This window comes from Shewanella hanedai (assembly GCF_007197645.1).
Taxonomy (GTDB): domain Bacteria; phylum Pseudomonadota; class Gammaproteobacteria; order Enterobacterales; family Shewanellaceae; genus Shewanella; species Shewanella hanedai.
Genome location: NZ_VKGK01000017.1, coordinates 24,273 through 44,281 on the forward strand (window position 1 = coordinate 24,273; position 20,009 = coordinate 44,281).

18 protein-coding genes are annotated in these 20,009 nt (G+C 44.0%); 1 reads left to right on the plus strand and 17 read right to left on the minus strand.

What is annotated here, in order from left to right:
- Positions 1 to 44: 44 nt before the first annotated feature.
- From FN961_RS14250 to FN961_RS14325, 16 genes are all read right to left on the minus strand, one after another.
- Entirely contained in the window at positions 45 to 1,013 is a 969-nt protein-coding gene (locus FN961_RS14250) for a TDT family transporter (protein ID WP_144040850.1), read from the minus strand.
- 114 nt (positions 1,014 to 1,127) lie between these two features.
- A complete protein-coding gene (locus FN961_RS14255; protein WP_144040851.1) occupies positions 1,128 to 2,210 on the minus strand; it encodes a methyltransferase in 1,083 nt (360 codons plus the stop codon).
- Between the two features lie 122 nt (positions 2,211 to 2,332).
- Complete coding sequence (locus FN961_RS14260) at positions 2,333 to 3,754, minus strand: NADH-quinone oxidoreductase subunit N (RefSeq protein ID WP_144040852.1); 1,422 nt, start codon at positions 3,752 to 3,754, stop codon at positions 2,333 to 2,335.
- Positions 3,751 to 5,298, minus strand: coding sequence for a complex I subunit 4 family protein (locus tag FN961_RS14265; RefSeq protein WP_144040853.1), 1,548 nt, complete (start codon positions 5,296 to 5,298; stop codon positions 3,751 to 3,753). Before FN961_RS14265 ends, FN961_RS14260 begins: the two co-directional genes overlap by 4 nt.
- A complete protein-coding gene (gene nuoL, locus FN961_RS14270) occupies positions 5,295 to 7,154 on the minus strand; it encodes an NADH-quinone oxidoreductase subunit L (protein WP_144040854.1) in 1,860 nt (619 codons plus the stop codon). The genes FN961_RS14265 and nuoL overlap by 4 nt, the downstream gene beginning before the upstream one ends.
- 1 nt (position 7,155) lies before the next feature.
- Positions 7,156 to 7,458, minus strand: a complete 303-nt coding sequence (gene nuoK, locus FN961_RS14275; protein WP_144040855.1) for an NADH-quinone oxidoreductase subunit NuoK — start codon at positions 7,456 to 7,458, stop codon at positions 7,156 to 7,158.
- Positions 7,455 to 8,081, minus strand: coding sequence for an NADH-quinone oxidoreductase subunit J family protein (locus FN961_RS14280; protein WP_144040856.1), 627 nt, complete (start codon positions 8,079 to 8,081; stop codon positions 7,455 to 7,457). The genes nuoK and FN961_RS14280 overlap by 4 nt, the downstream gene beginning before the upstream one ends.
- A gap of 42 nt (positions 8,082 to 8,123) precedes the next feature.
- The gene (gene nuoI / locus FN961_RS14285; protein WP_144040857.1) at positions 8,124 to 8,639 is read right to left on the minus strand and encodes an NADH-quinone oxidoreductase subunit NuoI; all 516 of its coding nucleotides are present in this window, start codon (positions 8,637 to 8,639) and stop codon (positions 8,124 to 8,126) included.
- Positions 8,640 to 8,665: 26 nt separating this feature from the next.
- On the minus strand, positions 8,666 to 9,619 hold the full coding sequence (gene nuoH / locus FN961_RS14290; protein WP_144040858.1) for an NADH-quinone oxidoreductase subunit NuoH: 954 nt from the start codon (positions 9,617 to 9,619) through the stop codon (positions 8,666 to 8,668).
- Positions 9,616 to 12,549 carry an NADH-quinone oxidoreductase subunit NuoG gene (gene nuoG, locus FN961_RS14295; protein WP_144040859.1) on the minus strand — a complete coding sequence of 978 codons (2,934 nt, stop codon included), beginning with the start codon at positions 12,547 to 12,549 and terminating at the stop codon, positions 9,616 to 9,618. The genes nuoH and nuoG overlap by 4 nt, the downstream gene beginning before the upstream one ends.
- Positions 12,536 to 13,900 carry an NADH-quinone oxidoreductase subunit NuoF gene (gene nuoF, locus FN961_RS14300; protein ID WP_229814770.1) on the minus strand — a complete coding sequence of 455 codons (1,365 nt, stop codon included), beginning with the start codon at positions 13,898 to 13,900 and terminating at the stop codon, positions 12,536 to 12,538. Before nuoF ends, nuoG begins: the two co-directional genes overlap by 14 nt.
- Positions 13,897 to 14,430, minus strand: a complete 534-nt coding sequence (gene nuoE, locus FN961_RS14305) for an NADH-quinone oxidoreductase subunit NuoE (RefSeq protein ID WP_144040860.1) — start codon at positions 14,428 to 14,430, stop codon at positions 13,897 to 13,899. Before nuoE ends, nuoF begins: the two co-directional genes overlap by 4 nt.
- An 8-nt stretch (positions 14,431 to 14,438) precedes the next feature.
- Complete coding sequence (gene nuoC / locus FN961_RS14310; RefSeq protein WP_144040861.1) at positions 14,439 to 16,235, minus strand: NADH-quinone oxidoreductase subunit C/D; 1,797 nt, start codon at positions 16,233 to 16,235, stop codon at positions 14,439 to 14,441.
- Positions 16,236 to 16,237: 2 nt separating this feature from the next.
- Entirely contained in the window at positions 16,238 to 16,828 is a 591-nt protein-coding gene (locus FN961_RS14315; protein WP_221936123.1) for an NADH-quinone oxidoreductase subunit B, read from the minus strand.
- Positions 16,829 to 16,881: 53 nt separating this feature from the next.
- A complete protein-coding gene (locus FN961_RS14320; protein WP_144040863.1) occupies positions 16,882 to 17,250 on the minus strand; it encodes an NADH-quinone oxidoreductase subunit A in 369 nt (122 codons plus the stop codon).
- Positions 17,251 to 17,476: 226 nt separating this feature from the next.
- Positions 17,477 to 17,908: a CBS domain-containing protein gene (locus tag FN961_RS14325; protein ID WP_144040864.1), complete on the minus strand. Its 432-nt coding sequence runs from the start codon at positions 17,906 to 17,908 to the stop codon at positions 17,477 to 17,479.
- 239 nt (positions 17,909 to 18,147) lie between these two features.
- Here FN961_RS14325 and FN961_RS14330 point away from each other — a divergent pair, with 239 nt between their 5' ends.
- Complete coding sequence (locus tag FN961_RS14330; protein WP_144040865.1) at positions 18,148 to 18,825, plus strand: TetR/AcrR family transcriptional regulator; 678 nt, start codon at positions 18,148 to 18,150, stop codon at positions 18,823 to 18,825.
- Positions 18,826 to 18,877: 52 nt separating this feature from the next.
- Here the strand turns inward: FN961_RS14330 and cysK are convergent, their stop codons facing one another.
- On the minus strand, positions 18,878 to 19,846 hold the full coding sequence (cysK, locus tag FN961_RS14335) for a cysteine synthase A (protein WP_144040866.1): 969 nt from the start codon (positions 19,844 to 19,846) through the stop codon (positions 18,878 to 18,880).
- Positions 19,847 to 20,009 lie beyond the last annotated feature (163 nt).

Sequence of the window (20,009 nt, forward strand, 5' to 3'; positions counted from 1 at the left end):
ATGCCAGTAATTAATCGTTACTGGCATTTTATTTTGGCGTTTATTTATGCTTTAAGTGTGCTTGGTCTGTAGTGAGAGAGATAACGATAAGTGACATAAAGCACCACTGCTGTTGATATAAATAACTCTCCTTGTGCACTATAAGCGATGAAATCTGTAAATTGACTCGATCCGTAAGATTGACTTAACCAATCAGCAGTTTTAAATAAAGCCGTTGCACCTATCACCATAGGAAAAGTAAAGGCTGCATAGCCAGGTGAGAATGGCAGTCTTAGTAAGTGAAAGAAAGCTAAGTAAATAACACTGGTCATTAGGACAGCAATGCTAAGCAAGAGTGCCACGATAATGAGTGATGGCTGGCTACTTACTGTTAAGTATCCTGCTAAAGACAAGCTCGCTGGTGCAGCCATTATCGCGATTGTTGGTTTTGCAGCATCGGCAATTGGGGCGCAGAATATCAAGCGATATAACATCACCGGTAGCATGATGAGATAACAGCACATGCCAAAGTTCAACGTTGCATTTGCAAGCCATTGGTATTGATCGCCGGGGAAACTGACCGCTGCGACTATGATCCCTATTGGGGGAACAAACCAGCTTGGTACCATATGCTCGAGTTTAAAATCAATCGCACGAAAGTAAACAAACATGGCTAAAAATACGATGTGGATGGCAATGGCTGCAAGCCAGAGAATAAGCCCCTCTGTTGGAAAGTAATGCCCTAATGCATTAGAGACAACCATCAAGCCCATGGCAAAAGTTGGGATCACACTGCCGACCACTGGATGTGAAAGTTCCTGCTTTAAAATAGCAGGGTGAAGTATAAATTTAATGACTAAAGACGTGAGGATGAGACCTGCTACAACGGCACTGATTGCTTGGCCGCGTCCACCCATGTTGGGTAGCATGTTTTCCCATGCCCAGCCTAAACTGGCAATAGCGAGTGCGAGGCCTGCCATAGGGCTGGGTAGTCGAGATGCATAATATGAGATTTTTTTGAATGAAGATTTCATCTCTATTCTCTTAGTAAGTAGTCTATGACTAAATAATAAAAGAATAGATATGGTAAGAATATTTGAGTTTAATTAATCATAGGTTAAGTATTTCTTAATCTCGAGTGAATTAACTTAAACACTCGATGGTTTACGTTTACACCTGAGTAAAGTGTGACCTAAACCTATCTCATCAATATCTTCATCTACATAGAGACCCGCTTGAGATATAAGAGATAACATCTCTTTTGAGTGATACATGCGGCTGTCGCCATTTGCCATGGCTGTAAAGTAGATTGAGGTTGCATTAACGCAATATGCGCCAGCTTCAAAGGGCTGTCTGTCCCAGTAGGTTTCTAAGATGCAGAGTTCACTGTTGACGCTCATGCTTTGGGCTGTGCGAGTTAGAATGCTTAAGATTTGCTCTTTAGAGAAACAGTCGAGAAATTGGCTCATCCAGTAGAGATCGCCATCCTGACAAAAGTCTTGTGACTCGTCGAGTAGATCACATTGAAAGCCGGAGATTCTGTCGGCTACGCCTTTCTCTTTGGCATTGGCAAGGGCGACTGCAAGTTGGCCCGGCAGATCCATGATGGTGATATTGACGTTAGGATCATAGGCTGTGCAAGCAAATGCCCATTTGCCTGTGTTACCACCAACGTCGACGATATGCTTGGGTTTGGCCTGAAAAATAAGTGGCAGTAATTGACCGAATGCATGATCTGAATAGTAATGATCAAATTCGAACCAGCTTTGCTTTACTTGGTGAGGTAACTCACTCAAGGTTGGATAAATGGTTTCCCAATCGCCGAATACCTTAAGCCCATTCGGCTTGCCTTCAAGCAAAGAGGACTCAAGTTCAAACATGCCTTGATAACAAACATCATGGACAAAGTTAAGATTAACCTTAGCCATATCATCCAGCACGAGAAAGTGGCCTATTTTGTCGAGTAGGTATCTGTCCTCTTTTTGCCAAAGTAAGCCCATGCTAAGGCCCATATCGATAAGAACGCTAATGGCATACTCTGTTAATCCGGTTTTTTCTTGTATATCAGCTAAGGAACACCCTCGTTCTGCTGAAGCCTCTATTTGCTCTAAGATGCCAAATTCAAGCAAACATCGTGCGACTTGAAAACTAATGGGAGCAAATGCGATTTTTTGTGCTTCAAATTTAGCGTCAAATGCGCTTATTTTCTTTGGTGATTGGTAGAAAGCCATAGATATTCCGGAGCCATTTCTCATGATTGAGGGACAATATCATGATCAGGCTTGTTGAAAGTATGAAATTATTCTCATAGAACCCAAATTTTTAACTATGTGATCTGAGTGCTTGGAATGTGTTATCTCACTGTGTGTTTTATGATCTCCGCAAAGAATGCAGGAAAAGTGCCTAGTCCCATAACGACAGCGATAATAAACCAGAGACTAGCGCGCTCTCCTGTTGTCGATGCACTGCTTCTTTCTACTTGGTTTATTGACGATAACATCACCATGATGATTCTAAGATAGAAAAACAGCCCTATTACGCTGGCAATGACCAAAAAGGGAAGCGGCCACAAAACCTGATTAGAGATGGTTGCAGTGACGAGATAAAATTTTCCCATAAAGCCTATCGTTAGCGGGATCCCTGCGAGCGAAAGCATTAGAACACTTAAGCTGGCAGCATGCAGTGGACGAGTCCAGAAGAGTCCTGTCAGTTGCTCCAGCTTAGTTTTCCCCTCTAACTGCATTAAAACGGTGAAGGTACCGGTTAATGTGATGAGATAAGCTGATAAATAGAATATGAGTGCTTCGAGTGGAAACTCGGCATTTTCAAGTAAATCGGCATCTTGGTTAAACAGCAGTAATAAAATCAGCAGGTAGCCGAAATGGGATATTGATGAAAATGCCAATATGCGAAGAATATTATTTTGTAACAAGGCCAATAAATTCCCGATGAGCATAGAGGCCACAGCAACGAGTCCGATGATTTCGAGGATAATGTGATCATGTTGCCAACCACCTAAATTGAACATTTTCCAAAGTACGACAAATGAAGCCAGTTTAGAGATGGTTGAGAGCAAAGCCGTTGAGGGAAGTGGTGCACCTTGAAAAATATCGGCAACCCATAAGTGGCAAGGCACCATGGAGAGTTTAAAAAAGAGCCCAATAAGAATAAAGATAATGCCAGTGGTGGATAAAAGCGGTATCGAAGATGATGAGCTGACCTCATTGGTAACTTGCTCAAATGCAAGACTGCCTGTTTGCAGGTAGAGAATGGCGATGCCCATGAGTATGAAGGCTGAGGCGACTGCCGACAGTACTAGATACTTTATTCCGGCCTCTTGGCTGACAGGTTTATCTTGTGAGTAAGCGATCAATCCGACAAAGGATAGGCTCATCAGTTCTAAGGTTAAAAAGAAACTGGCAAAATGCTCGCTGACTATCATGCCTAATGCACCTAAACTCACTAGTAAGAGCAGTAGATAAAACTCCTCTTTATGGCCCTTTTGTTTCGCTAACCAGGCGTATAGTTGCAGCCAAAGAAAGATGAGTATGCTTAACATCAATAAACTGAGCAGGCTACTCACAGGGGAAAAGGCAAATAGTCCGTCTGATGAATTCGGCAAATATAATAATATGCACTGGCTAAAAAAGGCACCAATGAGACCGAGTCCGGTTATCACATATGCCAAGTTATGGGCGCGTTTAAGTGCGATGGCCAGTAACAAGATCAATATGGTGATAGAGATGATCATCGCAGGGAGAAAATGAAGGCTCATAGCTGCACCTCTATTAGTAGGATCTCTGGTTGAAAGGATGCTTGAAAGAGTGAGGCTATCTCGATTAATGAGCCATTGACCAAATTGAAAATGGGCTGAGGGTGAAGACCCATGAATATGAGGCTCAAACACATCAGCATTAAGGTTATTTTCTCTTTAGCATTCAGATCTGTGATGATCTGCTTGGACGTATGTCCTGTTTTATTCTCTCTGTTTTCATCAGCGTTCACGCTTACGCCAAAGAAACTCTTTTGGATCATGCGCAGTGAATAGACAGCCGCCAATATCAGTCCAGATGTTGCCACTAGCGCAAACATCGGAGCTTGTTTAAAGGTGCCAATCAGCACTAATAACTCAGCGATAAAATTACCAAGACCTGGCATGCCTAAAGAAGCCATACCAAAAAATAACCCCATGGCTGACAGTTTAGGCAAGGTGCTCCAGAGTCCACCGAGTTGATTGAGATCTCGAGTATGAAACTTATGTTGGATTAATCCAACCAACATAAACAGAGCTGCGGTGCTAACTCCGTGTGCCAACATCTGCATGACAGCACCTTGTAGCGCATAAAAATTGAGGCTAAAACAGCCTAAGAGCACAAAGCCCATATGACTGACACTTGAATAAGCCACTAGACGTTTAAGATCCGTTTGCGAAAAGGCCATCATGGCGCCATAGATGATACTAATCCCCGCAAGTCCCATCATTAGCGGTGACCAAAATTGGCTGGCATCAGGGAACAGAGGTAATACAAATCTAAGTAACCCATAGCCACCAGTTTTGAGCAGAACGGCTGCCAGTATGATACTGGCTGGCGTTGGTGCTTGTGTGTGAGTGTCAGGTAACCAGCTATGGAAGGGGAAAGCGGGCAGTTTGACGATAAACGCGATAATAAAGCCTAGACAGATCCATTTGGCAAATTCAGAGTCGATGGGCGATTGCACCAATACTTGATAATCGAAACTAAGAATTTGAGTTTGCTGATAATGTAGTACGGCCAGAGCAACGATACTCAAGAGCATCAATAACCCTCCGGCTTGGGTAAAAAGGAAGAACTTTAATGCGGCATAGCGACGGTTTTCATTGCCCCATATAGCGATAAGAAAATACATGGGGACTAGCATCACTTCCCAAAAAACGAAGAAAAGTAGCAGATCCATCGCCAAAAACACACCAATAATGCCTGCTAATGTCCACAAAAAATTGCCATAGAAGAAACCTGAATGTTGGCTTATCTCGTTCCAAGCTGAGGATAAACCGACCAGTCCCATTAAGAGTGTTAATAGGATTAACACAAAGCTGAGTCCATCCATGGCGAAGTGGGCACTAATATTGAGTCTTGGGATCCAGGCAAGTGTTTCATCGACAAGCCAAAGATTTGAGGGATCCATACTGGTGAAAAGTTTAATCGAGATTAAGAAGGCTAACGACAAGAGTAAGCACAGACTGGCTATCCATTTGGGTGCATCTTGGTGTACTCGCTGGCTCCAACATGCGATAACACCGCCAACAAGTGGCAGTAAGATAAGAGTAAATAACATCATTGTATTAACCCCCACGCGATGGCCAACACGCAAAATATCACCAGACTCGCACTGTAGTGCCGTAGTTGCCCTGTTTGAAAACGGTTGAGCTGTCGATAGAGCAGTGAACTGAATGTTTCAAGCTGACGATAAGCTAAGTCGATGATATCTCTTCGGTTATATTCTGTGACGAGTTTAAAGGGCTTGATAAATATCAAGCGGTATAATCTATCGAAATCCCAACCCGATAACAAAAACTGATGCAGTTTTTGCTTAAGACTCACAGAGGAACCTTCCGATGGCGTTGTGGGCGTAAAATATCCCTTAATAAACATGAACCAAGCTAAGGTGACGGTGAATATGGGTAAGAGGATCGGCAACCAATGTTGGAACAAGCTAAGAGTATGACCAGGTGATGCAGAGTCTGCTGGTGCTGAAAAGTGGGTAAATAAACCTTGAGGCTGTACACCACCAACGAGTGACAGTAGCATCAAGATCATGAGCACTATTACCATTGCCGTTGGTGTGTTATGAGTACTTGGCTGGTTTAATTTGCCAAAGAAAACAATAAAAAACAGCTTAGCACTGTAAAGCGCTGTAAAAAATGCGCCAATGACACCGCCCCACCAAAGTAAAGGTTGATGCGCAAGAAGTGTTTGTTCAAGGATGAGTTCTTTACTAAAAAAGCCTGAGGTCATGGGAAGCGATGCTAGCGCGGCGCATCCAATGCCGAATGAAAAGGCTAGCAGTGGCTGAGACTTTCTTAATCCTCCCATTTTAAAAATGTTCTGCTCATGGTGCATGCAGTAAATCAATGCTCCGGCACTGAGGAACAATAGCGCTTTAAAGAAAGCATGGGTCATTAGATGAAATACGGCTGCTGAGGCGGAGCCAACACCAAGGGCTAAAAACATATAACCGAGTTGGCTAATGGTTGAGTAGGCGAGTATGCGCTTTAGATCTGATTGAGCCAGCGCTGACGTCGCGCCTAAAATTAAGGTGACCACCCCGATAATGGCGATAAAGTGAAGTACATCGGGAGCGAGTTGAAACAGATCCATATTTCTTGCTACCAGATAGATACCTGCAGTGACCATAGTCGCAGCGTGGATCAAGGCGCTAACAGGCGTGGGACCTGCCATGGCATCGGGAAGCCAGGACTGTAGTGGCACTTGAGCGGACTTACCTGCAGCACCAGCAAATAACAGTAGGCAGCATAAGCTGATTATTTCGGTTGTTGGCAATTCATCCATTTGCAACAGTTGTTGAGATTGTAGCTGTATCTGTTGGATATTTAAGGTATCGAATTGGTAAAAAAGCAAAATAATGCCGATTAACATGGCGGTATCACCGATACGTGTGATGATAAATGCCTTATTCGCGGCTTGGCTATTCTTTTGCTCTCGATACCAAAATCCAATAAGCAGGTAACTGCATAAACCCACACCTTCCCATCCTAAGTAGAGCAAGATCAGATTATCGGCGAGCACCAGAAATAACATGGCTGAGACAAAAAGATTGAGATAGGCAAAAAAACGGCACACATCAGGATCATCTTTCATGTAGCTGGCTGAATAGAGATGTATCAGCGCACCCACACAGGTAATAATGGTCACCATTATCAGCGAGAGTGGATCGAGATAAAGGGTAAAGCCTAAAGATAAATTATCAATGGAAAGCCATTGTCCAAGCGATACCTGAAGCACAAATTGTGCTTGGTCCCACAATTGGACGTTTAAGATTAATGCCAATAATGCCGAGAGGCTTATAGAACCAACGGCGATAATTTGAGTGAGTAAAAGTTTAGGTTGCCAGAAAATCAGCAGGCAAGCGCTAAACAAGGGCAGCAGCGGGATTAAGCCAAGCAATATGGTCATATTAGCCTCGCAACTTAGTCAGTGTATCGACATCGAGATTTTGTTGCTGTCTGTAGATCTGTATGACCAAGGCCAGTCCAACGGCGACTTCTGATGCGGCCAAGGTGAGCACCAGCAGATACATAATTTGCCCATCGTTATTGCCATGCAGATTAGATGCTGCAACAAATAACAAGATGATCCCATTAAGCATGATTTCTAGGGATAGCAGGATAAAGAGTAGGTTTCTCCTGCTTATGAGGCCAAATATGCCGATGGCGAACAGTGAGAAGCTCAATATTATGACCCATAGTGTCTCTATCATGAGTTTGCCTTCTGCTGTTTATTTGCTAATTGAGTCTCTTCTGGACTGAGGTCAACGTCTACATGTTTTGGTGTTTTACGCGCAATGTGTATGGCGGCGATTAATGCAGAGAGCAGTAACATGGCGGCAATGATGACCAACAAACGATAGGGGCCGTAGAGTTGTATGGCGAGAGATTTGACGGAGTTGGGCTGTGAGGTGTTATCGCGTTGAGCTGAATCCTGTTCTGCCTCATTGCTAATCGCGCTAAGAGGAACAAGTGAAGAGTTCATTTCTAGCGGCTGCACACTAATCATGAGCAGTTCAGCAATGAGTATTGTGGCCAGTAATAGCGGACCTTTAGCATTTTTCAAACTAAACAGGGCTTTCTCATCAAGGTTACTTTTCTCGCCTTGGTGCAGCATCATGGTGACAAACACAAACAGCACCATTACGGCTCCCGCATAGACAATAATCTGCAGCGCAGCGGCAAAAGGTGAGCCAAATAAGAAAAAAATCAGCGCGATAGCGATCATCATTGTCACTAGATAGAGCAGAGCATGTACTGCATTGTGGGCAGTCACCGTCAGTAGTGCCGATATAAGGCAGACGATTGCAGTAATCATAAAAATGGCTTCAATCATAATCTTGTCCCTTTGCCTGTTTAGGGGAGACCTTGTTGATTCTCATGGCAATAAACTCCTCACATTGATGGGAGCTAATTCATTTTGAGCGTCTCCTTTCTCTTTGCCATCGATGGCTTTCCCACTGACTTTGTAGAAATTGTAATTATGGTATTTACCAGGACCTGAGATAAGCAGATGCTGCTTCTCATAGACGAGATTTTGTCTGTCATATTCAGCCATTTCTACATCGGGGGTGAGTTGAATTGCGTGGGTAGGGCAGGCTTCTTCACAAAACCCACACATGATGCAGCGGGAGAAGTTAACGGTGAAACTTTCAGCTTCCCAGCGCCCGTCTGGTTTCTCTGTTTTAACCACCGAAATACAATCGACAGGGCAGGCGACAGAGCAAAGATTACAAGCGACGCATCGCTCTTCACCATCGGGATCACGAGTTAAGACGATTCGGCCACGGTAACGAGGCGACAGGTAAGGCTTCTGTTCCGGGTACTCGACAGTGTCAGCACGAGTAAAAGTGTGCTTTAGGATTGTGATTAGCGTTCTTATTTGACTTAACATGTCACGCTCCTCTTAAAAATCTGTAGTTAAACACCTATGGTTAATTTCCATACTGCGGTAAGCAGCAGATTTAACAGTGCTAATGGCAGTAAAATGGACCAACCAAAGCTCATGAGTTGATCGTATCTGGGTCTTGGGATCGCGGCGCGAAGCAGAATAAAAAACATCACGAAAAAGACGGTTTTGAGTGTGAACCAGACAATGGGTGGTAAAAATGGTCCCTGCCAACCACCGAAATAAAGTGTGGTGATTAAGGCGGAGATGAAGATCACCCCTAAGTATTCTCCAATGAAAAACATACCAAACTTCATGCTGGCATATTCGGTATGAAACCCTGCCACTATCTCCGTTTCAGCTTCAGGCAGATCAAATGGGGCGCGATGACTTTCGGCAACACCAGCAAACAGAAACAGTAAAAAACCTAGCGGTTGACTGAGAATAAACCAGTATTGGCTTTGGGCATGAACGATATCATTGAGGCTGAAACTACCGGCGATGACGACAACGCCCATCAAGGCCAGTCCCATAAAGACTTCATAGGAAAGCATTTGAGCCGTGGTTCTTAGCGCACCTAAAAGGGCATATTTACTGTTTGATGAGAAGCCTGCCAACATAATGCTATATACAGACAAGGAGCTAAGGGCCAATACAAATAGCAAGGCGTTATCAAACTCAGTGATCTGAATATCTGGAGAGAATGGAATAATGGCGAAGCCAAGCAAAGTCATGATCATCAAGATCATGGGTGCGATAACAAATAGGGCTTTATCTGCAAACGGTGGGATCCAATCGTCTTTGGTGAAAATTTTTATCATGTCGGCGATAACTTGAAATAGGCCAAATGGACCCACTCGGTTTGGTCCTAATCTGTCTTGCCAAATACCCAATAAGCGTCGCTCTAGCCACGTTGACCAAGCGGCGGCAAGCAGCAAGACAATCAGAATCGCCAGCGGGGTTAAAAGAGAAGTTAACTCAATCATGTTTTCTCCTCATGCGAGGGGCGCTGTAATGGTGTTTGTAATTGCTCTTGCATCGGCTCTGTAGATGATTGCGGCGCAAGTTCTTGTTGAGGCTCTGATGTGAGTTCTGGTGTAGAGAGTCGAGTCCATTTCACCCAAGTGCCAAGTCGCGAGAAATATTCGCTTGGAATTAGAATTAACTCCTTGGCTTGGCTTGAGTTCAATATGCACGTGAGTCCGACTTGGGTGTTGGCAGTATATAAGCTGATGGTATCTCCTTCAGCTAATTGCCATTTCTTCGCTGTTTCAGGGTGAATACTCGCCCGCATTTCTGGTGCTAATGAAGCAAGTGCTGTGGAATATTGTGCAAGTTCAAAATCGGCATAGAGATTTGCAGAGGCGCCCAGTCTGATCTTGTCATTGTCATGTTCAGAAGCAAGTGACTGTGCAGATGGATAACATGGAACTGTTATTTTCATCGAGCTTGATGTGGGGAAAATCTTTATGCCTTTATTCCAAATCGACCATAAAGAGTCTGTGGCTTGGTCATGACTGGCTTGACCACGGCTTTCACCTTGATCAGAGTTCCATTTAGGTGACCACCGATTAGCTGGCAGTACTGAAATAGGTTGCACTAGCGTTTGACGAAATCCAGCTACGCCCTCCATGGAGTTATTAATTGGGGCCATTAAATCGATAATGGGCTGGCTCTCTTTCACATCGTCAACAGCGTGAATTGCGGTTCTACTGCTGTCTCTCACCGTTTGTCTGGCTATTCTGAAAGGGGAGAGTTCATTGAACCTTGTCAGCTCAGCAAAGGATTCCATCTTCTTTAGTAGGGTCAATTTAGCTGATATCCAACGCACCAACTCGCCATAACTCGGGAGTGCGATTAGCGTCGACAACCATTGCCATGGTGCTAATCGGTCCTTGATGGGAGACATGGTAGCGAACGAAAATTGTAGCCTTCCTTCAGAGCTTAAACTGCAACCGTATGATTCGGAAAATGAGGTAGCGGGAAGAATGAGGTCTGCCATGCTCGCTGTTTTAGTAAGGAGTTGATCGATAACGATGATCTGTTTGACTTTGTTTAGGGCATTGTCGAGCTGTGTATTGTCTAGATAACGGTAAAGATCGGTCTCTAATATTATTAAGGTTTCAACAGACTCAGTATTGAGTCGTTCGACCAGGGAGTCTAGCCCTTGTACTCTTGAGCCATCACTTGCACCATCATTTGGCCCCTTATTTGACTCACCATTTAATAATAGCCCTAGGTGAAGGTCGTTTGCAGCTTGAGTTGCGGCATAAAACCCTGTGTTTGGGTTGAGCTGTTTAAGTGTGTTGGCAATTTGAATACTTAATGACAATAATTCTATATCTCTGCTTTGAACACCGGTTAACAATAAAGGTCGCTGGGCACTTAGCAGATCGTCGACGATACTTTTGGCCTCGTTCGACACTGATTCATCTGGACTTTGATGAGTACCAAGTAGCTTCTCATCTAACAAAGATGCGATCTCTTCAAGTAATACTATCTGCTCAGTAGGGTGTAAAACCATGCTTTGGGTTGCGATGGATGTCAGTTCACTGGCCTGGCTCTCAACGATATGCAGAGGTGATAATGTGGTTTGGGCGATATTGCGAACTGCGCCATCTTGCCAATGTTGTACGCCAAGTTTGGCTGCTTGCTTCAGTCCTGCATTACGACTCATCTGTCGTACGCTTAATGCCAGTCTCGGTGCTGTGTGGGTGATATCTTCGTTGATAATAAGCGTGGCATCACAGGTTTCAATTTCTGTTAACGACATGGGACTCAACGAGGTGTCGTTGTAGGTTTTGCATAAGAGATTTAATAGCTGAGCGTGGCTATCATTGATGCCAAGATAAAATTGCGCTTCGCCAACGAGCTTTAACAGCGCCCCGTTATTTTCGATGTGAGTTCGAACAGAGCCTACAGCAATACAATTCCCTGTTGGTTTATTGCAATACTCACTCAGCAGCGCTTGAGCTTGTTCTGAGGTGAGTATGTCTGTGGTTTTACGCTCATTATTACGCTTAAGTGGCCATTCTAGGCGTTCACTGTGATTGACATGCTCATAACCAAATAGGCCAGTATTACAGAGGAAGTGGCCATTAATGTCATTGTGTTGGCGATTGGTGACCCTTCTTATGCTGCCGCTGCGTTCGCCTAGTGTGAGGTTACAGCCCAGACTGCAGTGGGGGCAGACTACAGGGGCGGTTTGTAGATCCCATTTACGGCTGTAATGGTGTGAAAATGGCTTATCGGTAAACACGCCAGTGGGGCAAACTTCAGCAAGGTTACCTGAGAAAGGGCTTTCAAGCACACCAGATTCAGCACGTCCAAAATAGAGGTGGCTTTTAGAACCAAACACATTGAGATCGCTACCGCCACAATAATCGCGGTAAAAACGAACACAACGGTAGCAGCTGATACAGCGATTCATCTCATGATTTAGCAAAGGCCCTAAAAATTGGTTGAGATGGGTGCGTTTCTTTCCCGGATAACGACGGTTGATGTGTTTGCTCATCAAGGTCATATCTTGCAGGTGACAGTTTCCTCCCTCTTCACACACAGGGCAATCATGAGGGTGATTGGTCATGATGGCGGCAATATTGGTTTCTCGGAACTGTTGTGATTTGTCATCTTGAAGAGAAACAATCATGCCTTCGCTTACGGGCGTCATGCATGACATGACTAAACGGCCTCGGATATCTTCGCTATTTTGATATTGCATGACAGCGCATTGTCTACAAGATCCAACTGAACCCATGGACGGATGCCAACAGAAATATGGCAAGTTTAACCCTAAGGATAAGCAGGCCTGAAGTAAGTTCTGCCCTTTATCGACATCATAAATTTGGTTATCTATGGTGAGTGAGAGGGTAGCCACACTCTCAACATTGTTGCTGCCAGTATTAGACTTGCTCATGGCTCTCACCTCCGTCTGTATTCATAGAGCGAGAATGGTCAGCATCGAGTTTCAGGGATTGTTTTGCATGGAAAGGACAGCAAGCTTGCGTAATATGAGACTCAAAATCCTCCCTGAAATAGTTAAGCGCGCTTTGTAAAGGCTCTACTGCGCCGGGGGCTAGGGCGCAAAAAGTATTGCCGGGGGCGGCAAAACGGCAAAGTTCTTCAAGTTGGGTGATATCTTCAAGTTCGCCTTCACCACGCTCAATTTTCTCAAGTAATACTTGAGCCCAAGGTAAGCCATCACGGCAAGGTGTGCACCATCCGCAAGATTCTTGAGCGAAAAATTTAATCAGGTTGAGTACCATCGAAACTGGGCAGTATTTATCATCCAATATGATGATGGTACCGGTGCCCATTCGACTTCCCTGTTTGCCGATGGCGTCATAATCCATCGGGACATCTAAATGTTTTTCCACTAAAAAGTCGGTGGAGCCACCACCGGGCAGAAAGCCCTTAAGTGAGTAGCCGTCACACATACCGCCAGCGTGTTGCTCAATAATCTCTCTGATGGGAGTTCCCATTGGCAGTTCCCACAATCCGGGGTTGTTCACTCTGCCACTGACGCCAAAAATTTTGGTACCAGCGTCATCTTCACGTCCTAGCTCTTTAAACCATTGAGGGCCAAAATTAATAATGTGTGGCAGATTACAGAAGGTTTCGACATTGTTGACGATGGTGGGTTTGCCCCATAAACCAGCGACTTGAGGAAAAGGCGGCTTAGCCCTTGGAGTGGCGCGTTTACCTTCCATTGAATTGATTAAGGCGGTTTCTTCGCCGCAGATATAACGGCCTGCACTCGTATGAAGGTGAATGTCGAAGCTTAATTCCGATCCTAAGATATTCTGACCTAAAAGTTTAGCGTCTCGACACTCATTCAGTGCCTGAGTTAATCGCTCTTCAGCTAAGTAGTAGTCACCACGCAGAAAGATATAACCGATCGAAGCCCCTAAGGTTTGTGCTCCGACAAGCAGACCTTCAATGATTTGATGAGGCGTTTTTTCCAATAACATGCGATCTTTAAAAGCACCGGGCTCCATCTCATCAGCGTTGACAATGAGATAGCGAGGCGAGGGGGCATCATCTCCCCTTGGTACAAAACTCCATTTAAGGCCTGTGGGAAAACCTGCGCCGCCTCGTCCTCTGAGATTGGACTCTTTGAGGGTGTCGAGGAGTTGGCCTTGACTCATCTCCAAAGATTTACGAAAACCTTGGTAGCCACCATGGTTTTGATACTGCTGAAGACACCAGCTTGCTTCATCTGAGGTGATGAAGCGCGTTAAGGGGTTATGGGGGAAGGTTTGACTCATTTATTCACCTCGCCTAATGCCCTAATTAACTCAGGTATTTCGGTTTCAGTCATATTCTCGAACAGTTGTTTGTTGGCTATCATGACTGGTGCTTTATCGCAGGCGCCCAAACAAGGAAGTGGTATCAGGGTGAAATGATTATCCGCTGTTGTCTCACCTGCATTGATATTCAAGTGATGGCTTAGACACTGACGAATATGCTCAGCTCCCATTAAGTCGCAGCTGATCCCGTCACAAGGATGCAGCACTATGGTTCCAACGGGTTGGCGAAAGATGAGGTTATAGAAAGTGGCGACACTGTCGAGATCTGCAACGGGAATATTGGTGTAGATGGACAAGGCATTTAAGCTAGCATCACTGATCCAACCTCGTTCTGCTTGAATCAACTTTAGAGCATCGATGGTGATCCCTGCAAGTTGAGGAGAGTGAGATATCAGGGCATCAATGCCATGCTGCTCTTTTTCGCTCAAGCCGCTAGCGTCAGTTTCAACTAATGCTATGGGGATCGCTTGTTGGGGTCTATTTGCCATCATATCTCCTACCTGTCCACGTCGGCCATTACAAAGTCGATACTGGCTAAAATCACAATAAGATCTGCCACCATTAAGCCTTTTGCCATTTTAGGTATCATCTGTAAGTGGGCAAATGAAGGTGTGCGGATTCGGGTGCGATAACTTGTGTTGCTGCCATCGCTAATTAGGGTATAGGCGTTGATACCTTTGGTGGCTTCAACGGCGAAACAAGACTCGCCTTTGGGCATTACCGGTCCCCAACTCACATTCAGGAAGTGCTGAATTAAGGTTTCAATGTCCTGTTTGCTACGTTGATTAGGTGGTGTCGTTAATGGATGATCTGTTTTAAAATCTCCTTGGGGCATGTTGTTGATACATTGTTGGATAATCTTAACGCTTTGCCTCATCTCATCTATTCTAAGTTGGCATCTGTCGTAGGCATCGCCATTGTTGGCTGTGGGGACTTCAAACTCATAATTCTCATAGCCTGAATAGGGACGCGTTTTACGAAGATCTAAATTGAGTCCAGTAGCGCGTAAACCTGCGCCGGTAATGTTCCAATCTAACGCTTCTTGTGTGTTGTACTTACCAATTCCGACAGCACGTCGCTTTAGGATGCTGTTATGCATCACCATGACTTCATATTCATCGAGTTTTTTAGGAAATTCATCAATAAACTCTTGCATCATTCTGTCCCAACCTTGGGGAAGGTCTTGAGCTAGACCACCAATTCTGAACCAGCTTGGGTGCATGCGTGCCCCTGTTATGGCTTCTATGATGCCAAACAGTTTCTCTCTATCGATGAACAGATAAAAAATAGGGGAGAGCTGACCCACATCTTGGGCAAATGTTCCAAAGAACAGCATGTGACTTAAGATCCGAAAGCATTCAGCTAACATGATCCTGATGCATTTGACTCGCTCTGAGACTTGAATGTTAGCCAGCTGTTCTATGGCCAAAATGTAGGGGAAGTTATTCATTACTCCCCCGAGGTAATCTATCCTATCTGTGTAGGGAATAAAGCCATGCCAGGTTTGGCGTTCAGCAATTTTTTCAGCACCTCGGTGGTGAAAGCCAATATCGGGAACGGAGTTGATGATGTGTTCACCGTTGAGCTGCAAGGCTATGCGGAAAACGCCATGAACACTGGGATGATTAGGTCCCAGATTTAAGAACATGTAGTCATTATTTTTGTTGTTTTCCTCCATCCCCCAGCGTTTTGGATCGAACTTGAGTGCCTCTTGCTCTATGGCTAAGCGTTCATCATCTAAGCTAAATGGCTCCGTTTCTGTGGCGCGCCCCGGAAACTCTTTACGCAGTGGATGACCTTTAAATGTGGGAGGTAGCAGAAGACGGTATAGATTCGGATGGTCATCGAATACGATACCAAATAGATCCCATGCTTCTCGTTCATACCAATTTGCCGAAGGCCAAAAACCGGTAATAGTTGAGATATGAGCTTGATCTTGAGGGAGTGCGACTTTAAGCCTGATATCTTGGTTACGACTCACTGACATCAGTTGATAAATTAAGGTGAAATCTTTCGCTGGGATCGTGTTTTTATCCAATCTAAGTCGCTCGTCGACAGCATAAAGATCAAACAGAAGGTCGAAAGGTTGTTGCATCCCTTTGAGTAGTTTAAGTGCTGGAATGAGCAGTGTTTTATCTATCCAAAGCGTTAAAATCTGATCAACACAGGTTTGTTGCTGCGACGAGCCGCGCAATAAGCTATCAAGCTCGGGTAACATGGCTAGGCTCAATGTTTGTGGATTTTTTTCGGACTGAATCTTATGTAGTGACATTGCTTTAGTGTTTATGTTCATGATCACACCTCGTCTGGCGGTGTGAGCTTATCGGCTTGGATCCTCTGCTCATGTTTTTCATCGCGCATATTGCGACAGGCAAAAACTTGGATCTCTTCAGGCGTGATTGTTCTATTAAGCGGTCTGGCTTGGCGAGGTTCCCCTTTTTGTATTGCCTCTTGCAGAAGAGTCAGTCCATACATCAAGGCTTCGGGTCTTGGGGGGCAACCAGGAACATAAAGGTCGATAGGGAGAAAACGATCTGCACCTTGCACTACGCTATACACATCATACATGCCGCCAGAGTTGGCACAGGAGCCCATGCAGATCACCCATTTAGGCTCTAACATCTGATCATAGAGATGTTTAATCACAGGCGCCATTTTAAGAAAAACAGTACCGGAAATAACAATAAGATCAGCTTCCCTAGGGGTTGCTCGGATCACTTCAGAACCGAATCTGGCGATATCATGGCGGCTAGTAAACGAGGTTGCCATCTCAACATAACAGCAAGAAAGGCCAAAATTAAATGGCCAGAGGGAGTTACTTCGCCCCCAAGCGACAAGATCTTCGAGTCGGGTGACAAGTAGATTTTTCTCAACCACTTCTTGCATGGTTTGAGGCGACGTAGGAATGATGTCAGGCTTACTCAGTTGCCAGCGCATGGCTACTCTCCTTGTTGTCTTTTACCCCAATCGAAAGCACCTTGTTTAATTTCATATATCAGTACGATGAACAGAGCTAAGATGAAAAGGCTGGCAGTGGTTAATCCGGGCCAGCTCGTCTCTAGCACAACCAGAGACCATAAGTAGAGGTAAACGGCTTCGATATCGAAGATGACAAAGGAGATAGCAATTAAGAAATAGTTAACGTTCCAACGAATATTGGTATCCCCAACTGGCACAATGCCAGATTCGTAAGGGTAACTATTTTTCCTTTTATGACCTCTAGGGTTTAGCGCATGGGAGACAAGCAACATTGTCACGGTGACAATGACGATAGCGAAAGCGTAAAAAATAAAACTCGCAGATACCATAACCTAGCGCCTTATTCTTTGTTTCTTATATTTATTAGCTTGTTGGCTTGGAGGAGAAAAGCATAAACAATATTGTGCAAACTGCCTGATTTATGAACAATGATCAAGTTAAATGCACAATTAATAGTCAATATTGCAAGCCAATATCTTTGATCTTCTATCTACTATTAAGGCTCAGCGTGAGGCTTAAGCAGGTAAAAAAGAGCACGTTAAAACGTTATATATGTCACACCAAACGGGAGTGACCTTGCTTGTACATGGCTTTTAATTGGTCATCGATAGCCTTTAAAACATCCGAGCGGCTGATCACGCCGATAAGTTTGTTTGATTCATCTATGATGGGGTAGATTTTGGGTTTCGAATGAGTCATTTGTTGGGCGAGGTCGAGCACTGATGCATCTGGGCTCACAGTTAGAGGCTTATCATGCATGATGTCGCCAATGACATAATGATCTTCATTTAGATAGGTCGCTTCGAGCATTTTGATTAAGCAATCTTGTTCAGAAAGAAAACCAATAACATGATTGTTTTCATCGATAACAGGTCCACCTATCTGCTTGGCGCGAAGAAAGATTTCAACGGCTTCAGCAATATGCATATTGGCTGTAAATGTCACTGGACGTCTGTTCATAAAGCTGGATATTTTAATTGATTCCATATCAAATCCCTTAATTGCAACTTAGTAGTCCTGTCTGCCATAGTAAGATAACCTATAGGTGGATGAACTCTTTGGTTATTTTCTTTCATTGCTTATAAGATTAGTCTGGATTTATTTATATTGTTCAATAAATTAATTTTTATCTATGGCTGAACAAATACCTATTAGTTTTAAGGTTAGTTTTTTGGATCTCAAGTCCTGGCTAACATGAAAATTACGAACTGACTCAAGGATCTGCAATGACTCACCTATTGACCTATGTTGGACGTCAGACGAGCCGAAGTGATGGAGAAGCGCGTAGGGTTATTATCCTCGAAGCCACGCTCAGGTTGATTGTTAAAGAGGGGATCCGCGGAGTGCGTCACCGCGCTGTGGCAAAAGAGGCCAATGTGCCTTTAGCTTCTACAACTTATTACTTTAAAGACATTAAAGTTTTGATCAGTGATTCACTAACTTATTTTGCCGAAAAAACCTTGTGGATGAATAAGGTACTAGAAAGTCGCAGTTTCGAGTTAATCAATTATCTGAGTAAGCAAGGTAACAATAGAGATGAACAACTACAGATACATTTAACTCAGTTTATTTGTGAACATATACGTGAGCAGGTTAGGCATAGCGATGACAGAATTTTAGAGATGGCATTTCACGAAGAAGCATTAAGAAGCCGTCAGCTAGCCGATGCGATTATCACTTTAGATGATTCTTTTTTGGCAACCATTAAACTGTTTTTTGAGAAACTGAACTCAAGCACTCCTTTAGCGGATGCCTATCAGGTGTTGGGGCTGATTAAATTATTAGAATATCAGTACGTGATGAGGGGCAATATTGATAAAGATAAGAGTCAGTTTGAACATATCGTCAATTCAAGCGTTAGAAAAATTATTGGAGCTAAAACACCAACGAGTCTGGATAGCTAAGCGCGATAAAAAAACCAGATTTAATCTGGTTTTTTTATCTTGTTTATTGCCGTTATTGCACGTTTTCTGAGTCGCCAAATTCGCCTTGGAATAGGACTGATGATAGGTAACGTTCTGCCGCAGAGGGTAAGATAACGACAATCGTCTTATCTTTAAACTCTGGTAGTGCCGCAATACGGTTTGCTGCTACAACTGCAGCACCAGAAGAGATCCCAACCAGAATACCTTCCTCCTTCATTAGACGCTGAGCCATCTCAATGGATTCTTCATTGGATACAGCTTCAACACGATCAATCATCTCTAAATCTAAGTTACCTGGAATAAAGCCTGCGCCGATACCTTGAATTTTGTGCGGTCCAGGTTTTAACTCTAAGCCTGAAATGGTTTGTTGAATAACAGGGGAATCAGCTGGTTCAACCGCCACAGACGTGATCGCTTTACCTTTCGCGTTTTTAATATAACGGCTTATTCCTGTAATCGTGCCACCAGTGCCCACACCAGCAACAACCACATCGACTTCACCATCAGTATCATTCCAGATCTCTGGACCCGTGGTTTTTTCGTGAATTTCTGGGTTAGCTGGATTATCAAACTGCTGTAATAATACATATTTTTCAGGTGCGGATTGGCGTATCTCTTCCGCCTTATCAATTGCACCTTTCATGCCTTTAGCACCTTCGGTCAATATCAAGTTTGCACCGAGGGCTTTAAGTAGTTTACGACGCTCCAGACTCATTGTGTTTGGCATGGTTAGGGTTAGCTTGTAGCCTCGGGCTGCAGCAACATAAGCCAGCGCGATACCTGTATTGCCTGAAGTCGGTTCGATTAATTCTTTATCTTGGGTTAGGGTGCCTTTTTTCTCAGCATCCCAGATCATATTGGCACCGATACGACACTTCACACTAAAGCTAGGATTTCTGGCTTCTACTTTAGCTAAAACATTACCTGGGCTAACGCGCTTAAGGCGAACAAGAGGGGTGTTACCGATAGTATGTGAGTTATCTTCGAAAATGTTGCTCATGGGTCACTTGCTCCTAACAATATTGTTATTGAATCATAATCGCCTTTTACAGCAATAGAAGTGATTGTTTGTTCTTCGTTATTCTTTTTAGTTATGAATGATTTAATTCTTATGAGTAAAATCTACGTTGCTTAGCCGTTAAAAATGTTAATCTTCGTTTTTA

Bases quoted from the DNA above. Each gene is read 5' to 3' on its own strand.
- FN961_RS14250 (WP_144040850.1), bottom strand. From the start codon at position 1,013: ATGAAATCTTCATTCAAAAAAATCTCATATTATGCATCTCGACTACCC.
- FN961_RS14255 (WP_144040851.1), bottom strand. From the start codon at position 2,210: ATGGCTTTCTACCAATCACCAAAGAAAATAAGCGCATTTGACGCTAAA.
- FN961_RS14260 (WP_144040852.1), bottom strand. From the start codon at position 3,754: ATGAGCCTTCATTTTCTCCCTGCGATGATCATCTCTATCACCATATTG.
- FN961_RS14265 (WP_144040853.1), bottom strand. From the start codon at position 5,298: ATGATGTTATTTACTCTTATCTTACTGCCACTTGTTGGCGGTGTTATC.
- nuoL (WP_144040854.1), bottom strand. From the start codon at position 7,154: ATGACCATATTGCTTGGCTTAATCCCGCTGCTGCCCTTGTTTAGCGCT.
- nuoK (WP_144040855.1), bottom strand. From the start codon at position 7,458: ATGATAGAGACACTATGGGTCATAATATTGAGCTTCTCACTGTTCGCC.
- FN961_RS14280 (WP_144040856.1), bottom strand. From the start codon at position 8,081: ATGATTGAAGCCATTTTTATGATTACTGCAATCGTCTGCCTTATATCG.
- nuoI (WP_144040857.1), bottom strand. From the start codon at position 8,639: ATGTTAAGTCAAATAAGAACGCTAATCACAATCCTAAAGCACACTTTT.
- nuoH (WP_144040858.1), bottom strand. From the start codon at position 9,619: ATGATTGAGTTAACTTCTCTTTTAACCCCGCTGGCGATTCTGATTGTC.
- nuoG (WP_144040859.1), bottom strand. From the start codon at position 12,549: ATGAGCAAGTCTAATACTGGCAGCAACAATGTTGAGAGTGTGGCTACC.
- nuoF (WP_229814770.1), bottom strand. From the start codon at position 13,900: ATGAGTCAAACCTTCCCCCATAACCCCTTAACGCGCTTCATCACCTCA.
- nuoE (WP_144040860.1), bottom strand. From the start codon at position 14,430: ATGGCAAATAGACCCCAACAAGCGATCCCCATAGCATTAGTTGAAACT.
- nuoC (WP_144040861.1), bottom strand. From the start codon at position 16,235: ATGAACATAAACACTAAAGCAATGTCACTACATAAGATTCAGTCCGAA.
- FN961_RS14315 (WP_221936123.1), bottom strand. From the start codon at position 16,828: ATGCAAGAAGTGGTTGAGAAAAATCTACTTGTCACCCGACTCGAAGAT.
- FN961_RS14320 (WP_144040863.1), bottom strand. From the start codon at position 17,250: ATGGTATCTGCGAGTTTTATTTTTTACGCTTTCGCTATCGTCATTGTC.
- FN961_RS14325 (WP_144040864.1), bottom strand. From the start codon at position 17,908: ATGGAATCAATTAAAATATCCAGCTTTATGAACAGACGTCCAGTGACA.
- FN961_RS14330 (WP_144040865.1), top strand. From the start codon at position 18,148: ATGACTCACCTATTGACCTATGTTGGACGTCAGACGAGCCGAAGTGAT.
- cysK (WP_144040866.1), bottom strand. From the start codon at position 19,846: ATGAGCAACATTTTCGAAGATAACTCACATACTATCGGTAACACCCCT.